The following is a 14251-nucleotide window of genomic DNA, read 5'->3' on the forward strand; positions in this document are numbered from 1 at the left end:
TTCGCGTCAGCCGAGGCACGACATCCGTTCAAGCGTGCTCCGCCGCCACACGCCTGCTGAAAGACAACCCCTTCATGCGATCCAGCAGGAGATAGATGACCGGCGTCGTGTAGAGCGTCAGCACCTGGCTGACGAGGAGGCCGCCGACGATGGCATAACCCAGCGGCTGGCGCAGTTCGGAGCCCGAACCGTGGCCGAGCGCCAGCGGGATGCCGCCCAGAAGCGCGGCCATGGTGGTCATCAGGATCGGGCGAAAGCGCAGCCGCGCGGCTTCCACGATCGCCTCATCGGGCGTCTTGCCGGCCTTCTCTTCCTGAATGGCGAAGTCCACCAGCATGATACCGTTCTTCTTCACGATGCCGATCAGAAGAATGACGCCGATCATCGCGACCAGTCCGAAGTCGAAACCCGCCCATCGCAGCGCCAGAAGAGCGCCGAGCCCGGCGGGCGGCAGCGTCGAGAGAATGGTCAGCGGATGGATCAGGCTCTCGTAGAGAACGCCGAGAATGATGTAGACGACGACCAACGATGCGAGGATCAGGAGCGGCACGGTGGACAGCGAGTCCTGAAAGGCGCGCGCGCTGCCCGAGAAGCTCGTTTGCAGCGAAGCGGGAGGATGAAGCGCGGCCACCGCGTCTTCGATCGCGCGCGTGCCATCCCCCAGCGCGACGTTGGGCGCGAGGTTGAAGGAGATCGTCACCGCCGGGGACTGTCCCTGATGGGAGATCGACACGGGCGACACGCTGTCGGTGGTCCAGCGCGCGACGGCCGACAAGGGAACGAGCGTTCCGTTGGCGGCCCGAACCGACAGGCGGTCCAGCGTGCTCATCTGGCTCTGGAGATCGGGCAGCACTTCGAGCACGACATGGAACGTGTCGGTCTGGGTGGAATAGGAGGCGACCTGTCGCTGGCCGAAGGCGTCGTAGAGCGTCTGGTCGATCGCGGCAGGCATGACGCCGTAAAGCGTCGCCGCGGCGCGGTCGATCCGGATCGACAGGGTGGGCGCTTCGGCCTGCCGGTCGCTCCCGACGTCGCGCAGATCCGGCAGGGCGCGCAGGGCCTGCGTCACCTTGTCGGACCAGTCCGACAATTCGTCGATGCTCCCGTCCTGCAACGTGTATTGATACTGCGTCTTGGCGGGGCGGGCGCCGATATTGATGTCCTGCGCCGACTGCATGAAGAGCTTGATGCCCTGCTGGGCGTCGAGCGCCGTACCCAGGCGTTCGATCACCTCGCGCGCGCTCGCATCGCGCTCGGCCAGCGGCTTCAGCGTGATGTTGACATGGCCTTGGTTCAGCGCGTTGCCGCCATTGCCGCCGCCGATATCCATGAAAACGCTGTAGACGGCGGGATCGCGCAGGATGATTTCGCTGACGCGCTCCTGCAATTTGGCCATTTCGGAAAAGGAAATGTCGGGCGAAGCCTGCGACAGGCCGGCGATGAAGCCGGTGTCCTGCTCCGGGAAGAAGCCCTTGGGCGCTTGGTAGAAGAGATAGCCGGTGAGACCGACGGTGCCCAGAAAGGCCAGAAGCGTCAGACCCTTGTGGCGCAGAACCGGCTGGAGGCTCGCGATATAGAGCGCCGTCAGCCGCTCGAAGAAGGCCTCCCCCGCCCGGTAGAACCAGCCGCGCTTCTCGTCCGGCACGACGCGCACGAAACGCGAGGCGAGCATGGGCGTCAGCGTCAGCGAGACGAAGGCCGACAGGACGATGGTGAGCGTCAGCGTCAGCGCGAATTCGCGGAACAGGCGTCCGACGATGCCGCCCATCATGAGGATCGGGATCAACACGGCGATCAGGGACAGGCTGATCGAGACGATGGTGAAGCCGATCTCGCCCGCGCCCTGCCGCGCGGCGGCCAGCGGCTCCATCCCGTCCTCGATATGGCGCGAGATATTTTCCAGCATAACGATCGCGTCATCCACCACGAAGCCGACCGCGACCACCAGCGCCATGAGCGACAGGTTGTCGAGACTGAAACCAAGCACCCACATGGGCGCGAGCGCCCCCAGAAGCGCGATCGGCAGCGTGATGGCGGGAATGATCGTGGCGCGCAGATTGCGCAGAAACAGAAAGATCACGAGCACGACGAGACCGATCGTCAGCCCGAGCGTGAACTGGACGTCGGACACCGACGCGCGGATCGTGGAGGTGCGGTCGGTGACGAGTTCCAGATGGATCGATTTCGGCAGCGAGGCCTGGAGGGCGGGCAACTGCGTCTTGATCGCGTCCACCACCTTGATGACATTGGCGCCGGGCTGGCGGAACACATCGAGCGCGATGCCGCGCTGGCCGTTGGTCCAGTGCGCCATCTTGGTGTTTTCGGCGCCGTCCACGGCGCGGCCGATGTCGCGGATGCGCACCGGGCCGCCGTTTCGATAGGCGATCACGGCGTCGTTCCAGGCCGAGGCCGAGGTGATCTGGTCGTTGGTCAGGATCGGGAAGGTGCGTGTGGGATCGTCGATATTGCCCTTGGGCGCGCTGAGGCTGAGATCGGAGATCGCGCTGCGCACGTCCTCCAGCGTCACGCCGGCTTGCGCGAGGCGGCCGGGATCGACCGCGATGCGGATGGCCGGGCGCTGGCGGCCGCCGATATTGACATAGGCGACGCCCGATACCTGACCGATCTTGGCGGCGACATTGCGCTCGATATATTCGTCGAGCTGCGGCAGGGTCAGCGTGTCGGACGTTGCCGAAAGCTGCATCACCGGCGCATCGGCCGGGTTCACCTTATGCACCGTCGGCAGCGAGGGCATGTCCTTCGGCAATTGGCCGGAGGCTTCGCTGAGCGCCGTCTGCACGTCGCTCGCCGCCGTCTGGATGTCCTCGTCCAGCGCGAACTGCACCGTGATGGACGAGGTGCCGAGCGAACTGTTCGAGGTCAGTTCCGTGATGCCGCTGACCTTGGACAGCGCCTCCTCGATCGGCTGCGCGACGCTGGCGGCCATGGTCTCGGGCGAGCCGCCGGGCAGGCTGGCTTCCAGCTGGATCGTCGGAAAGTCGATCTGCGGCAGGGCCGACACGGGCAGGAAGGGATAGGAGATTGCGCCCAGAAGCAGGATGCCCGCCATGATGAGGGACGTTGCGATCGGATGAAAAATGAAGAAATCGAACAGGCTTCCCTTCGCCTTGGCGGGCGGCGGTGCGGTTTCGTTCGCTCCTGGCTCGTTCGCCTGCGGCCTGGCGTGCGGCACCTTCATCGCGGTATCGCTCATGGCGCGCTCGTTTCGGCCAGTTCGCCGACGGGCGAACCCGACCAGGGCGTCACGCTGACAGGTGTCCCGTCCGCGATGCGCGACTGGCCGTCCATGACGACCTGCTCGCCCGCCTCGATCCCCTTGGTCACCAGCGCACGGGCGTCGGTGACGTAGGCCACCGTCACCGCGCGGCGAGCGACCTTGCCGTCCCCTTGCACGATATAGGCGTAGAGCCCGTTCGGACCGCGCGCCAAGGCCTTGTCGGGAACCACCACGCCGCGCCGATGCTCCACCGTCAGGCGCGTCGCCACCGGCAGGCCCGGCCAGAGGCGCTCCTGCCCGTTGTCGAATTGCGCGCGCAGGTGGATGGAGCCGTTCTCGGCGTCCACCGCATTGTCCATGATCGTCAGCCGTCCGGTCGCGAGCTTGCGGCTTCCGTCGGTGGTGGACACTTCGACGCTGGCAATGCCCGCCTTCATAGCCTCGCGAATGTCGCCGAACCGATCTCCCGGCGCCACGAAGGAGACGCCGATCGGGTCCATCTGCGTGATGGTGACGATGCCATTGGTAGAATTGGCATCGATGATCGCGCCGACGTCGACCTGCCGGAAGCCCGCGCGGCCGGTGAAGGGCGCGTGCACCGTGGCGAAGCCGAGTTGGGTCTGCGCGTTCTTGATGACGGCATCGTCATATTGGATCGAAGCCGCGAGCTGCTGGTTCGTCGCCCGCTTCTGTTCGAGGGTCGAGGCCGAGGCGACGCCCTTTTCCGCAAGGCTGGCATAGCGCTCCACATCGGCCTTGGCATTGGCGACCTGCGCTTCGTCCTGGGCCTTGCGAGCCTCGGCGGACGCTAGATCGGCGCGCAGCTGCGTGTCGTCGAGTTTCAGAAGAACGGCGTCCTTCTCCACCGTCTCGCCCTCGGTAAAGGGAATGGCGATCACCTGCCCGCCCATGCGCGGGCGAACGGTGACGGATTGAAGCGGCGCCACCGTCCCGATCCCGTCGATCACCCGGTCGAGTTCGTCGCTCACCGCCGCGATGGCTGTGACCGGCACGGGGCGTTCGGCGTCGGACTGCTGCGCGCCGGAGGCGGCCCGAGCGCCGCCCGCGAACAGGCAGGCTGCCGAAAGGGCACCGACAAGAGCCCCGAGCGCCCTCGGGCTTCTCGTTCGTTCAGGCGGGACAGACAGCATGGCACGAACCCCTCAAGGCAAGCTCACGGGAACGTGATGCCCTCCCGATGGTTCAATGGCCAGCTCAATAAATGCGTCGGTCGGAACCCCGTGCCCGTTTTTAAAATCTGCGGCTCCAAGGTGAGAGGTCGGTCCGGTCCAGGCCGCCGTTCCCGCACACCGCCTGGCGAGCCGTGTCCGACATTCGTGCACTTGCCTCGCACCCTGATCCCATCGCGAGGTGGTCGGACCCATCCGGCCCGTTCGGCATGCCGAATGGCCTCCTCGCAGTCCGGTGGCGGGTGCCGTGCATCTCATCTCCCCTTCCCAGCCGGCCTCGCGGCCACGGCATGTAGCGCCCGCGTCACAGCGGATCGATGCGCTCTGCCGCACGCGCGAAGTCGGGGCGTCCAGGGCTGGTCGGTCGGCGCGGCGGCGCTACGATCATCGCCGGCGCATTCGCATGTGCCGCAAGGCGGGATGGCGAACACCGGGGCGGTTCGACCCCAGACATGCAGCTCCAATCTATCAGTGAAAGGCCGTCCATGCCGACCCACGTGCCGATCGGGTTCAAGCTCGAGGATTTGCGACCGACCCAGATGACGGTCGGCTTGCGGGAGGTCGAAGCGAAGCGGCGCCACTGGCGCGATGCCGACGACACGGAGCGGACCCTTCTCCTGCGCCGCCACGTGATCCCGGCCGTGATCGGCCCCAAGCAGCGGGCCTATATCGTCGATCACCACCATTTCGCCCGGGCGCTTCTAGAGGAGGATGCCGGTCCCGTCGGCCTTTACGTCCTGGCCGATCTGTCCGATCTGCCCAAGGGCGAGTTCTGGTGCTTTCTCGACAACAGCCACTGGTGCCACGCCTATGACGCATTGGGCACGCGGTGCGATCTCGCCGACATTCCCAAACATCTGTCCGACCTCGCGGACGATCCCTATCGCAGCCTTGTCGGCGCTCTCATCCGGCGGGGCGGCTGCGCCAAGAGCGACAAGCCGTTTTCCGAGTTTCTCTGGGCCGATCATCTGCGCAGGCGGATCGACGAAACGCTGGTCGAGCAGGATTTCGACGCGGCCGTGGAAAAGGCCCTGTCTCTGGCGCGAGCGAGGGAAGCGCGCTCGCTGCCCGGATGGTGCGCGGCAGGAGGCGACGGGCTGTGAGCCGCGCAGAGGCAACGAGCACCGCGCCCGCCACACCCCGGACGGGGCCCGCCCTCAAAACGCACCTCGCCCTCGCACTCGCCGCGCTCGGCATCGTCTATGGCGACATCGGCACCAGCCCGCTCTATGCCTTCAAGGTCGCGGTGGGGGCTGCGGGCGGCGGCGCCCATGCTGCGATCGGCATCGCATCGCTGATCATCTGGTCGCTCCTCCTGGTGGTTTCGCTCAAATACGCCCTGCTCATCATGCGCGCCGACAATCGCGGCGAAGGCGGGGTGGTGGCCATGCTGGCCCTCTTGGGCGCGCGAAGCGCGAAGCCGCGCAGCCGCCAGTCGGTGCTTCTGGTGCTCGGGCTGATCGGGGCGGCGCTGCTCTATGGCGACGGCGCGATCACCCCGGCCATCTCGGTGCTCAGCGCCGTGGAAGGGCTGAAGCTCGACGCGCCCTCCCTCGCGCCCCTCGTCCTGCCGCTGACGGTCGCGATCCTGGTGGGTCTGTTTCTGGTTCAGGCAAAGGGAACGGGCTTCATCGGGCGCATCTTCGGCCCGGTCATGCTGGTCTGGTTCGTGCTGATCGCGCTTCTCGGCGTTTCCGGCATCCTGCGTCATCCCGCCGTGCTGGATGCGCTCGACCCGTTGCGGGCCGTCGGCTTCCTGCTGCACGCGCCGCCCGGCATCAGTTTCGCGGTTCTCGGATCGGTGTTTTTGGCGGTCACGGGCGGCGAGGCGATGTATGCCGATATGGGGCATTTCGGCCGGTTTCCGATCCGGCTCGCGTGGTTCGCCGTGGCGCTGCCGGCCCTGGCGTTGAACTATCTCGGGCAAGCGGCGCTGGTCGCGAACGATCCCTCAGCCCTCGCCAACCCGTTCTACGGCCTGGCCCCCGGCTGGGCCCATTATCCGCTGGTGGTCTTCGCCACCGCCGCCACCGTGATCGCCAGTCAGGCCATCATCTCGGGCGTGTTCTCGCTCACGCAGCAATCGATCCAGCTCGGCTTCCTGCCGCGCCTGTTCATCCGGCACACGGCGGCCGATCAGGCGGGGCAGGTCTATCTGCCCCTCGCCAACTGGCTGCTGGCGGGCGGGACGCTGGCCGCCGTTCTGATCTTCCGATCCTCGGACGCGCTGGCGGGAGCCTATGGCATCGCGGTGTCGGGCCTGATGGCGATCTCGACGTTTCTGGCCGCGCTGATCGCCCTGCGTTGGGGCTATAGCCTCGTTCTGGTCGCGCTGGTGAATGGCGGCTTCTTCCTGATCGACATGGTGTTCTTCTCCTCCAACGCCGTGAAGATCCTGGAAGGGGGTTGGCTTCCGCTCCTGATCGCCGGGCTCGTCGCCTTCATCATGTTGACCTGGCGCGGCGGCGTGGTTCTGGTGGAGCAGGCGCGCATTCACCTGCGCGAAGAGGAGCAGGCGTTTTTGTCGACGCTGGACCATGCCGTGTCCTGTCGCACCGAGGGCATCGGCGCGTTCTTGAGCGCGGCCAAAACCGGCATTCCCCTGTCGCTGACGCATCACATCCGGCACAACCGAGCGCTGCAGAAGCGCGTTCTTCTCGTGTCCGTCGGCACGCTGGAGAAGCCTCACGTGCGGGCCGACGAGCGCGCGGAGGTGACGCAGATCGGACCCGACATGCACCGCGTCATCTTGCGGTTCGGCTTCATGGAGCGTTTCGACATCCCGGCTGGCCTCCGCAGCACCGGTCTTCTGACACCGGAGGAACTGGACGGCATCAGCTATTATATCGGCCGGGAAACCGTGATCCCCGATCCAAAGCTGAACGGCATGGCGCAGTGGCGCAAGCGCCTCTTCGTCTCCATGCAGCGCAACACGGCCCCCAACGGGAGCTTCTTCTGCATTCCATCGGCGCAGTTGGTGGAGATCGGGACCGAGGTCAGAATCTGAAGGAGAACGACCGGACCCCTTTCCCTTCCGAGGTTGGAGGTCGAGATGTTCTGAAAGGGGTGCTCTGAATTGGGCGGAACCCTGAAAGAGCGGCATGGGCGCGTTCGGTTGGCAGGTCTTGGTCGAACTCGGGGGGAGCGTTGATGACGCCCATCGTCATGCGACCCGTCGAGCTGGCTGGATCGACACAGTCCGGCGCGCAACAGCGATCCTTCACACCCATCTCGACCGTGACCCATACGTCCATCGGGTTTCGGCCGGGGCGATCCAGAACCGGGCGAGCGGCCCTCGCTCCCCGTCCTGCAAGGGATCAACCTCGCAACTGATCGGGCAAAGCCCTACCGCCCGACGCCCAGATGCCGCTCGAAACGGGACGTGTCGGCCAGAAAGGCGGTGCTCGTCCCTCTCTCCACGATCAGGCCGCGATCGAGCACGATGGCCTGGTCGGCGAGCTTCAGGATACGGCGGGCCTTCTGCTCCACGATGATGGCCGACAGCCCGTCCTCACGCACGATGCGCGACACCGCATGGAGAAGCTCTTCGGCGACGACCGGCGCCAGCCCCTCCAGCGGCTCATCGAGGAGAAGCAGGCTGGGATTGACCGCGAGCGCGCGCCCGACCGCCAGCATCTGCTGTTCGCCGCCCGAGAGTTGGCTGCCGAGATTGCTCCGCCGCTCGCGCAGACGCGGAAACATCGCGTAGATCCTGTCGAGGTTCCATGGCCCCGGCCGCGCGACGGCGCTGAGGTTTTCCTCGACCGTGAGCGAGCGGAAGATGTTGCGCTCCTGCGGCACCCAGCCGAGGCCGAGCGCGACGCGCGCTTCCGGAGCCCGGCGCGTCACATCCTGTCCGCTCAGATGAATGCGGCCGCCATGGCGCGTGGTGACGCCGACCAGCGTGTTGATCAGCGTCGTCTTGCCCGTGCCATTGCGCCCGAGAAGCGCCAGAACCTCGCCGGCCTCCATCTTGAAGGACAGGCCAGCCAAAACGCGCGCCTCGCCGTAGCCGGCCTTCAGCCCTTCGACGCGCAGCAACTCAGACATCCTCGCCCTCCCCGAGATAGGCCGTGCGCACGCGCGGATCGGCGGCGATCTCCGCCACCGTACCTTCGGTGAGGAGTGCGCCCGCGACCAGCACCGAGATGCGGTCGGCGAAGGAGAAGACGAGATCCATGTCATGCTCGATGAGAAGGATGGTCACGTCCGCCGGCAGGGCCTTCACGATGGCGAGGATCTCGTGGCGCTCCTCTTCCGGCACGCCCGCCGCCGGCTCGTCGAGCAGGAGAACGCGCGGGCGCAGCGCCACGGCGGTAGCGATTTCGAGAAGCCGCTGGCGGCCGTAGGCGAGATCGCCCGTCCGCCGCCCGGCAACGTCCGACAGGAGGAAGCGGTCGAGGAGTTCGGCGGCCTCCCGCGTCGCCGCCGCGTCTGCGCCGAGGCGCGGCCACCATCTCCCGCCCCCGCCCTCTCGCTCGGAGATCGCGAGGCTCACCGTTTCGAGCGGCGTCAGATCGGCGAAAAGCTGGTTGATCTGAAAGGTGCGCGCGAGCCCGCGCCGCACACGCCCGTCCTGGCGCAGATGCGTGATGTCCTCGCCGTCCAGCCGGATCGACCCCGCGCTCGGCGACAGCACGCCGGTGAGAAGATTGATCAGCGTCGTCTTGCCCGCGCCGTTCGGCCCGATCAGCGCCTGACGCGCGCCGCGTTTGAGCGACAGGGAGACGTTGCTGGTCGCCACCAGCCCGCCGAAACGCTTCTCCAAGGCGAAGGTTTCGAGCGCGAGGGGTGGAAGGGCCACGGCGTTCATGGCGTCCTCCGGCGAACCATCGCGCCGAGCCGTTCGAACAGGCGGCGCGGGGCCTGCGTCAGGCGCTCGCGGCCGAAGAGTACGATGGCGACGAGGATGAAGCCGATCCAGAACTGCCAATATTGCGGCGTGATGCCCGAGAGCCATTCCTGCAGCACGCGGAAGATCGCGGCACCGATCAGCCCGCCATAGAGATAGCCGGCTCCGCCGAGAACAAGCACGAGCAGCGCGTCGGCCGAGCGATGCAGGGCGAGGACGTCGAGCGAGACGAACTGCGTCGTCTGCGCCAGAAGCGCCCCGGCGACGCCCGCGTAAGCTGCCGCCAGCGTATAGACCGCGACCAGCCGGCGTCGGGAAGCCATGCCAAGGGCCGCCGCGCGCAAGGGGTTGTTGCGGATGGCGGTCAGCGACAGGCCGAAGGGCGAATGCACGACTCGGCGCGCCACGAGGAAGAGAACGAAGAGGACACCGAGACTGTAGGCATAGGCGACCTGCCCCCAGAGATCGAATTCGAAGAGGCCGAGCACCGGCAGCATGGTGATGCCCAGAAGCCCGTCCGCCCCGCCCGTGACCCCGGCGAAGCGGTTGGCGGCCTCGAACAGCATGAGCGCGAGGCCGAGGGTGATCATGAGGCGCGTGAGGTCGGAGCCGCGAAGCACGAGGAAGCTCGTGGCAAAGCCCAAGAGCCCCGAGGCCGCCCCCGCGACGAGAAGCCCTGTCACCGGCTCGCCATAGATGTCGCGCGCGAAGAGGCCCGCCGCATAGGCGCCGAAGCCGAAAAAGGCGGCGTGGCCGAGCGAGACGATCCCGGCATAGCCGAGGATGAGGTCGAGCGAGAGGGCGAAGAGCGCAAGGATCGCGATCTCGTTGAGGAGCAGGAGATAGTCGGGCGCGACGACGAGGCTGGCGGCCGCCGCCGCCCAGAAGGTGATCTCGCCGAGGCCCCAGCGGCTGCGCCGGCGCAGGAGCGTGGAGGCTGCCGAGGCGTGGCCTTGCGCGCCCGCGAGCGGCAGAGGCACGGGCGGCGCGCTGCGATCCACCGCGCTCATCGCCCGCCCTCCCGCGACACAAGCCCGTAGGGCCGCCAAAGGAGAAGCGCGACGGTCACGGCATAGACGGTGAAGGCGCCGAACTCGGGCACGTAGTATTTGCCCGCGACATCCGCGATGCCGAGGATCAGCGCGGCGAGGAAGGGGCCGGTCATCGAGCTGGTGCCGCCGACCGTCACCACGACCAGGAAGTAGATCATAAATTTCAGGGGAAAGGTGGGGTCGAGGCCGAGGATCTCGCCACCCAACGCGCCGCCGAGGCCCGCGAGCCCTGATCCGACCGCGAAGGTGGCGGAGAAGACGAGGTTGACGGGAATGCCGAGCCCGCGCGCCACGCGCCCATCATCGACCGCCGCGCGCAGCCGGCTGCCGAAGCGCGTGCGCGCCAGCGTCCATTGCAGCGCGATCGTCAGCGCGGCGCAGACGAGGATGATGAAGAGGCGATAGACGCCGATCTGCACGCCCCCCAGCTCGAACCGCCCGCGCAGGAAGTCCGGCAGGAGAATGATCTGCTGGCTGGAGCCCATGAGATAATCGACCGCCGCGATCGACATGAAGATGACGCCCAGCGAGAACAAGACCTGATCGAGATGGCTGGCACCATAGAGCCGGCGATAGAGCGTGCGCTCCAGAACCGCGCCGATCGCCGCGCTCGCCAGAAACGCCAGCGGCAGGCAGAGGAGGAAGGGCACGCCGAAGCGCTGCGTCAGCACCACCGTGACATAGCCGCCCGCCATGGCGAAAGCGCCGTGCGCGAGGTTGACGAAGTTCATCAGGCCGAGCGTCACCGACAGGCCGCAGGCGAGGATGAAGAGCAGCATCCCATAGGCGATGCCGTCAAACAGGATGGTCAGCATGGCGGCTCCGGTTGGCCGGGACGGGCAGCGGGGCGGCCCCGCGCGGGCCGGCCCCATGGGGCGGATCGGGGCGGCGCGCTTCGGCCCCGCCCGGCACGACGCCTATTTCTTCGCAGCCTTGACCGGGTCCTTGACCGCTTCGACCTTATCGAACTCGACGTTCCAGAGCTGGCCGTCCTGTTCCTTCACCTCGCGGAAATAGACGGTCTGGACGATGTCGCGTGTCTCGGGATCGATGGAGACGGGGCCGCGCACGCTGGTCCAGCTGAGGCCCTTCATCGCGTTCACCAGCGCCTCGCCCTTGGCGTCGCCGCCCGTCTTCTTCAGCGCCTCGTAGATCAGGGCCATGCCGTCATAGCCGCCGACGGCCATGAAATTGGGCCTCATTCCCCCGTTCGCGGCCTCGAACGCCTTCACGAAAGCCTTGTTCTCCGGCGAATCGTGCGCGGCGGAATAATGATGGGTGGTGATCGTGCCAAGCGCCGCCTTGCCCATCTTGTTCAAGAGGTCGTCGTCGGTCACGTCGCCGGTCGCGATCAGGCGGATGCCGGCCTGAGCGAGGCCGCGATCGTCGAACTGCTTCATCAGGGCCGAGCCGACGCCCGACGGCACGAAGGAAAATACGGCGTCGGGCTTCGCGTCCCGCACGCGCTGGAGGAAGGGTGCGAAGTCCGGGTTGGCGAGCGGCACGCGGATCGATTCCACGATCTGCCCGCCCGCCTTGGTGAACGTGTCGGAGAAGGCCTTCTCGGCGTCGAGGCCGGGCGCGTAATCGGCAACCAGCGTGACCACCTTTTCGATCTTGTTGTCCTTGGCCCATTTGGCCAGCGGCTCCGTCACCTGCGGCAGGGTGAAGGAGGAGCGCACGATGAAGGGCGACTTCTCGGTGATCACCGAGGTGCCAGCCGCCATCACGATCATCGGCACCTTGCCTTGGGTCGCGAGCGGCGCGGCCGCCATGGCGAGCGGCGTGTGGCCGAAGCCCGCCAGAACCTGCACCTTCTCGCGCGTCACCAGCTCCTGCGCGATACGGCGCGTCTGCTCGGCATTGGCCGTGTCGTCGCGCAGGATCAGCTCGATCTTATGGCCCGCCACCTCGTCGCCATGCTCGGCCATATAGAGTTTGGCGCCGGCCTCCACCTGCCGCCCCGTCGAGGCGAAGGGGCCGGTCATCGGCAGGATCAGCCCGACCTTCACGGCATCGGCGGCGAGCGCCGCGCCAGCCGGCAGCATCAGCGCGGCCGAGATCAGAAGCGTCTTCAGGACTTGGCGGCGTTTCATCATGATGGGTTTCCTCCCGTGCGTCGTCTTGTGGTTGCGGGCATCACGCCGGGCCTCCCCGCCCTTCGCGCGCCGGTGTTGTCAGCTGTCCGGCGGCCTGAGCCGGATCAGCGAAGCCCCTTTCACGAGGCCGAGCGCCCGGCGGTTTTCCAGCGCAAGCCGCAGGTTGCGGATGGCGAGCTTGGCGTGTTCGCGCATCAGGCTTTCGGCCCGCGCGCCCTCGCGGTGCTCGATCGCCTCGATCACGGCGCGGTGCTGCTCCTGCGCCAGCGTCAGGATGGTGCGCGCCTCGGAGAGCTGCGACTGTGCCATGACGAAGGCCGAGGGCGAGGCGAAGGGAATGGCCGTCGCCCGCTCCATCTGCCGGGCGAGCGTGGGGGACTGCGCGAGGTCCAGAAGCAGCGCGTGAAAGCGCGCGTTCAGCGGCACGTAGTCCTGGAACCCGTCGCCGGGCAGCCGGTCCTCGGCCATCAGCGCGTCGATCTCGGCGAGGCACGCGCGCGCTTGCGCCAGAAGCTCGGGCGAAGCGCCCCGCTCAGCGGCAAGCCGCGCGCCCGTTCCTTCCAAAACACCGCGAATTTCGATCGCGTCGAGAATGTCCCCTTCGGTGAAGGCGCGCACGGCGTAGCCGCCGGTCGGAAGCGCGTCGAGAAGCCCCTCCTCCTCCAGCCGCATCAGGGCGGCGCGGATGGGCGTGCGCGAGAGGCCGATGCGTTTGGCCATGGACGGCTCGGAGATGCGCTCGCCCGGCTGCAGCGCGCCCTCCAGCACCGCCTCGCGCAGCGCCAGCAGCGCGCGCACGGTCTGCGACAGCGACGGCTCGGCACCCTCGTCGGCTAGAGCGCTCATTCGAAACGGTCGGGCGTGTCGAGGACGATATCGCCCCGCACCACGCGGGAGACGCAGGTGCAGAGCTTGGCGTTGCCGGCCTTCTCCTCGTCGGAGAAGAACACGTCGCGATGATCGACCTCGCCCTCCACTGACACGATGTCGAGCGCGCAGATGCCGCATTCGCCGCGCCGGCAATCGTGGATCATCTCGACGCCCGCCGCCTCCAGCGCCTCCAGCATCGTGCGGTCGCGCGGCACCTCGACGACGCGCCCGAGGCGCGGGATCGTGATGCGGAAGGGCTCGGCGGCATGCGCGCCGCTATTGCCGAAGGTCTCGAAGCGCAGCTCCTCTGGCGGTCGCCCAGCGCGCGCCCAGGCCCGGCGCGCGGCCTCCAGCATGCCGATCGGCCCGCAGACATAGGCCTCGCCGCCGGGCGGCAGCGTGGCGAAGGCGGCGTCGAGGTCGATCCGCCGGCCTTCCTCGTCGAGATAAAGCTCCAGCCGCTCGCCGATCGCCTCGCGCAACTCGTCCGCCAACACGGCGTCCGCCCGGCTGCGCGCGGCGTAGAGCAGGCGGAACGCTGCGCCCTTGCGCTGAAGCGCGTGCGCCATGGAGAGGATCGGCGTGATGCCGATGCCGCCGGCCAGAAGCAGATAGGCAGGCCGGGCGGGCGACAGGGAAAAATGGTTGTGCGGGCCGCTGACGAGAATGTGCGCGCCTGCCTCCAGCGCGCCCATGTGGCGCGAGCCACCCCGGCTGTCGGGCAGGCGCTTGACGGCGATGCGCCAGACGCCGTCCTCGCAGGGGCCGACCACCGAATAGGAGCGCCGGTCCGGGCGGCCTGCGATCTCCAGCGAAAAGCGCAGGTGGCTGCCCGGCGAGGGCGGCACGAAGCGCCCCGGCGGCGGCTCGATCTCCAGCATCCGCACGTCGGGCGAAAGGTCCCGCACGGCGCGCACCCGCGCGCGCATCCAGTCGTCGATCTCGGCCAT

The 14251-nt window shown here is 67.5% G+C and carries 11 protein-coding genes; 2 read left to right on the forward strand and 9 right to left on the reverse strand.

Features of this window, described 5'->3' with window-relative positions; genetic code table 11:
* Positions 1-28 precede the first annotated feature (28 nt).
* Together NS365_RS07655 and NS365_RS07660 are read right to left on the reverse strand one after the other, a co-directional pair.
* Entirely contained in the window at positions 29-3214 is a 3186-nt protein-coding gene (locus tag NS365_RS07655; protein WP_275477551.1) for an efflux RND transporter permease subunit, read from the reverse strand.
* Entirely contained in the window at positions 3211-4389 is a 1179-nt protein-coding gene (locus tag NS365_RS07660) for an efflux RND transporter periplasmic adaptor subunit (protein ID WP_058599693.1), read from the reverse strand. Before NS365_RS07660 ends, NS365_RS07655 begins: the two co-directional genes overlap by 4 nt.
* A gap of 524 nt (positions 4390-4913) precedes the next feature.
* On the opposite strand from NS365_RS07660, the gene NS365_RS07665 reads away from it, so the two are divergent.
* Both NS365_RS07665 and NS365_RS07670 read left to right on the forward strand, forming a co-directional pair.
* Positions 4914-5531 carry a ParB-like protein gene (locus tag NS365_RS07665; RefSeq protein WP_058599694.1) on the forward strand — a complete coding sequence of 206 codons (618 nt, stop codon included), beginning with the start codon at positions 4914-4916 and terminating at the stop codon, positions 5529-5531.
* Positions 5528-7435, forward strand: a complete 1908-nt coding sequence (locus NS365_RS07670; protein WP_275477552.1) for a potassium transporter Kup — start codon at positions 5528-5530, stop codon at positions 7433-7435. Before NS365_RS07665 ends, NS365_RS07670 begins: the two co-directional genes overlap by 4 nt.
* Positions 7436-7773: 338 nt before the next feature.
* On the opposite strand, the gene NS365_RS07675 is transcribed toward NS365_RS07670, so the two are convergent.
* The 7 genes from NS365_RS07675 to NS365_RS07705 form a co-directional block, all read right to left on the reverse strand.
* Positions 7774-8478 carry an ABC transporter ATP-binding protein gene (locus NS365_RS07675; protein ID WP_058599695.1) on the reverse strand — a complete coding sequence of 235 codons (705 nt, stop codon included), beginning with the start codon at positions 8476-8478 and terminating at the stop codon, positions 7774-7776.
* Positions 8471-9241 (reverse strand): ABC transporter ATP-binding protein, encoded by a 771-nt coding sequence (locus NS365_RS07680; RefSeq protein ID WP_058599696.1) that lies wholly within the window; start codon positions 9239-9241, stop codon positions 8471-8473. The genes NS365_RS07675 and NS365_RS07680 overlap by 8 nt, the downstream gene beginning before the upstream one ends.
* Entirely contained in the window at positions 9238-10290 is a 1053-nt protein-coding gene (locus tag NS365_RS07685; RefSeq protein ID WP_058599697.1) for a branched-chain amino acid ABC transporter permease, read from the reverse strand. Before NS365_RS07685 ends, NS365_RS07680 begins: the two co-directional genes overlap by 4 nt.
* On the reverse strand, positions 10287-11147 hold the full coding sequence (locus tag NS365_RS07690; RefSeq protein ID WP_058599698.1) for a branched-chain amino acid ABC transporter permease: 861 nt from the start codon (positions 11145-11147) through the stop codon (positions 10287-10289). Before NS365_RS07690 ends, NS365_RS07685 begins: the two co-directional genes overlap by 4 nt.
* 102 nt (positions 11148-11249) lie before the next feature.
* Entirely contained in the window at positions 11250-12431 is a 1182-nt protein-coding gene (locus NS365_RS07695; RefSeq protein ID WP_193753411.1) for an ABC transporter substrate-binding protein, read from the reverse strand.
* 78 nt (positions 12432-12509) lie between these two features.
* On the reverse strand, positions 12510-13277 hold the full coding sequence (locus tag NS365_RS07700) for a GntR family transcriptional regulator (RefSeq protein ID WP_058599699.1): 768 nt from the start codon (positions 13275-13277) through the stop codon (positions 12510-12512).
* Positions 13274-14251 carry a PDR/VanB family oxidoreductase gene (locus NS365_RS07705; protein WP_058599700.1) on the reverse strand — a complete coding sequence of 326 codons (978 nt, stop codon included), beginning with the start codon at positions 14249-14251 and terminating at the stop codon, positions 13274-13276. Before NS365_RS07705 ends, NS365_RS07700 begins: the two co-directional genes overlap by 4 nt.

The organism is Aureimonas ureilytica, assembly GCF_001475935.1.
GTDB lineage: Bacteria > Pseudomonadota > Alphaproteobacteria > Rhizobiales > Rhizobiaceae > Aureimonas > Aureimonas ureilytica_A.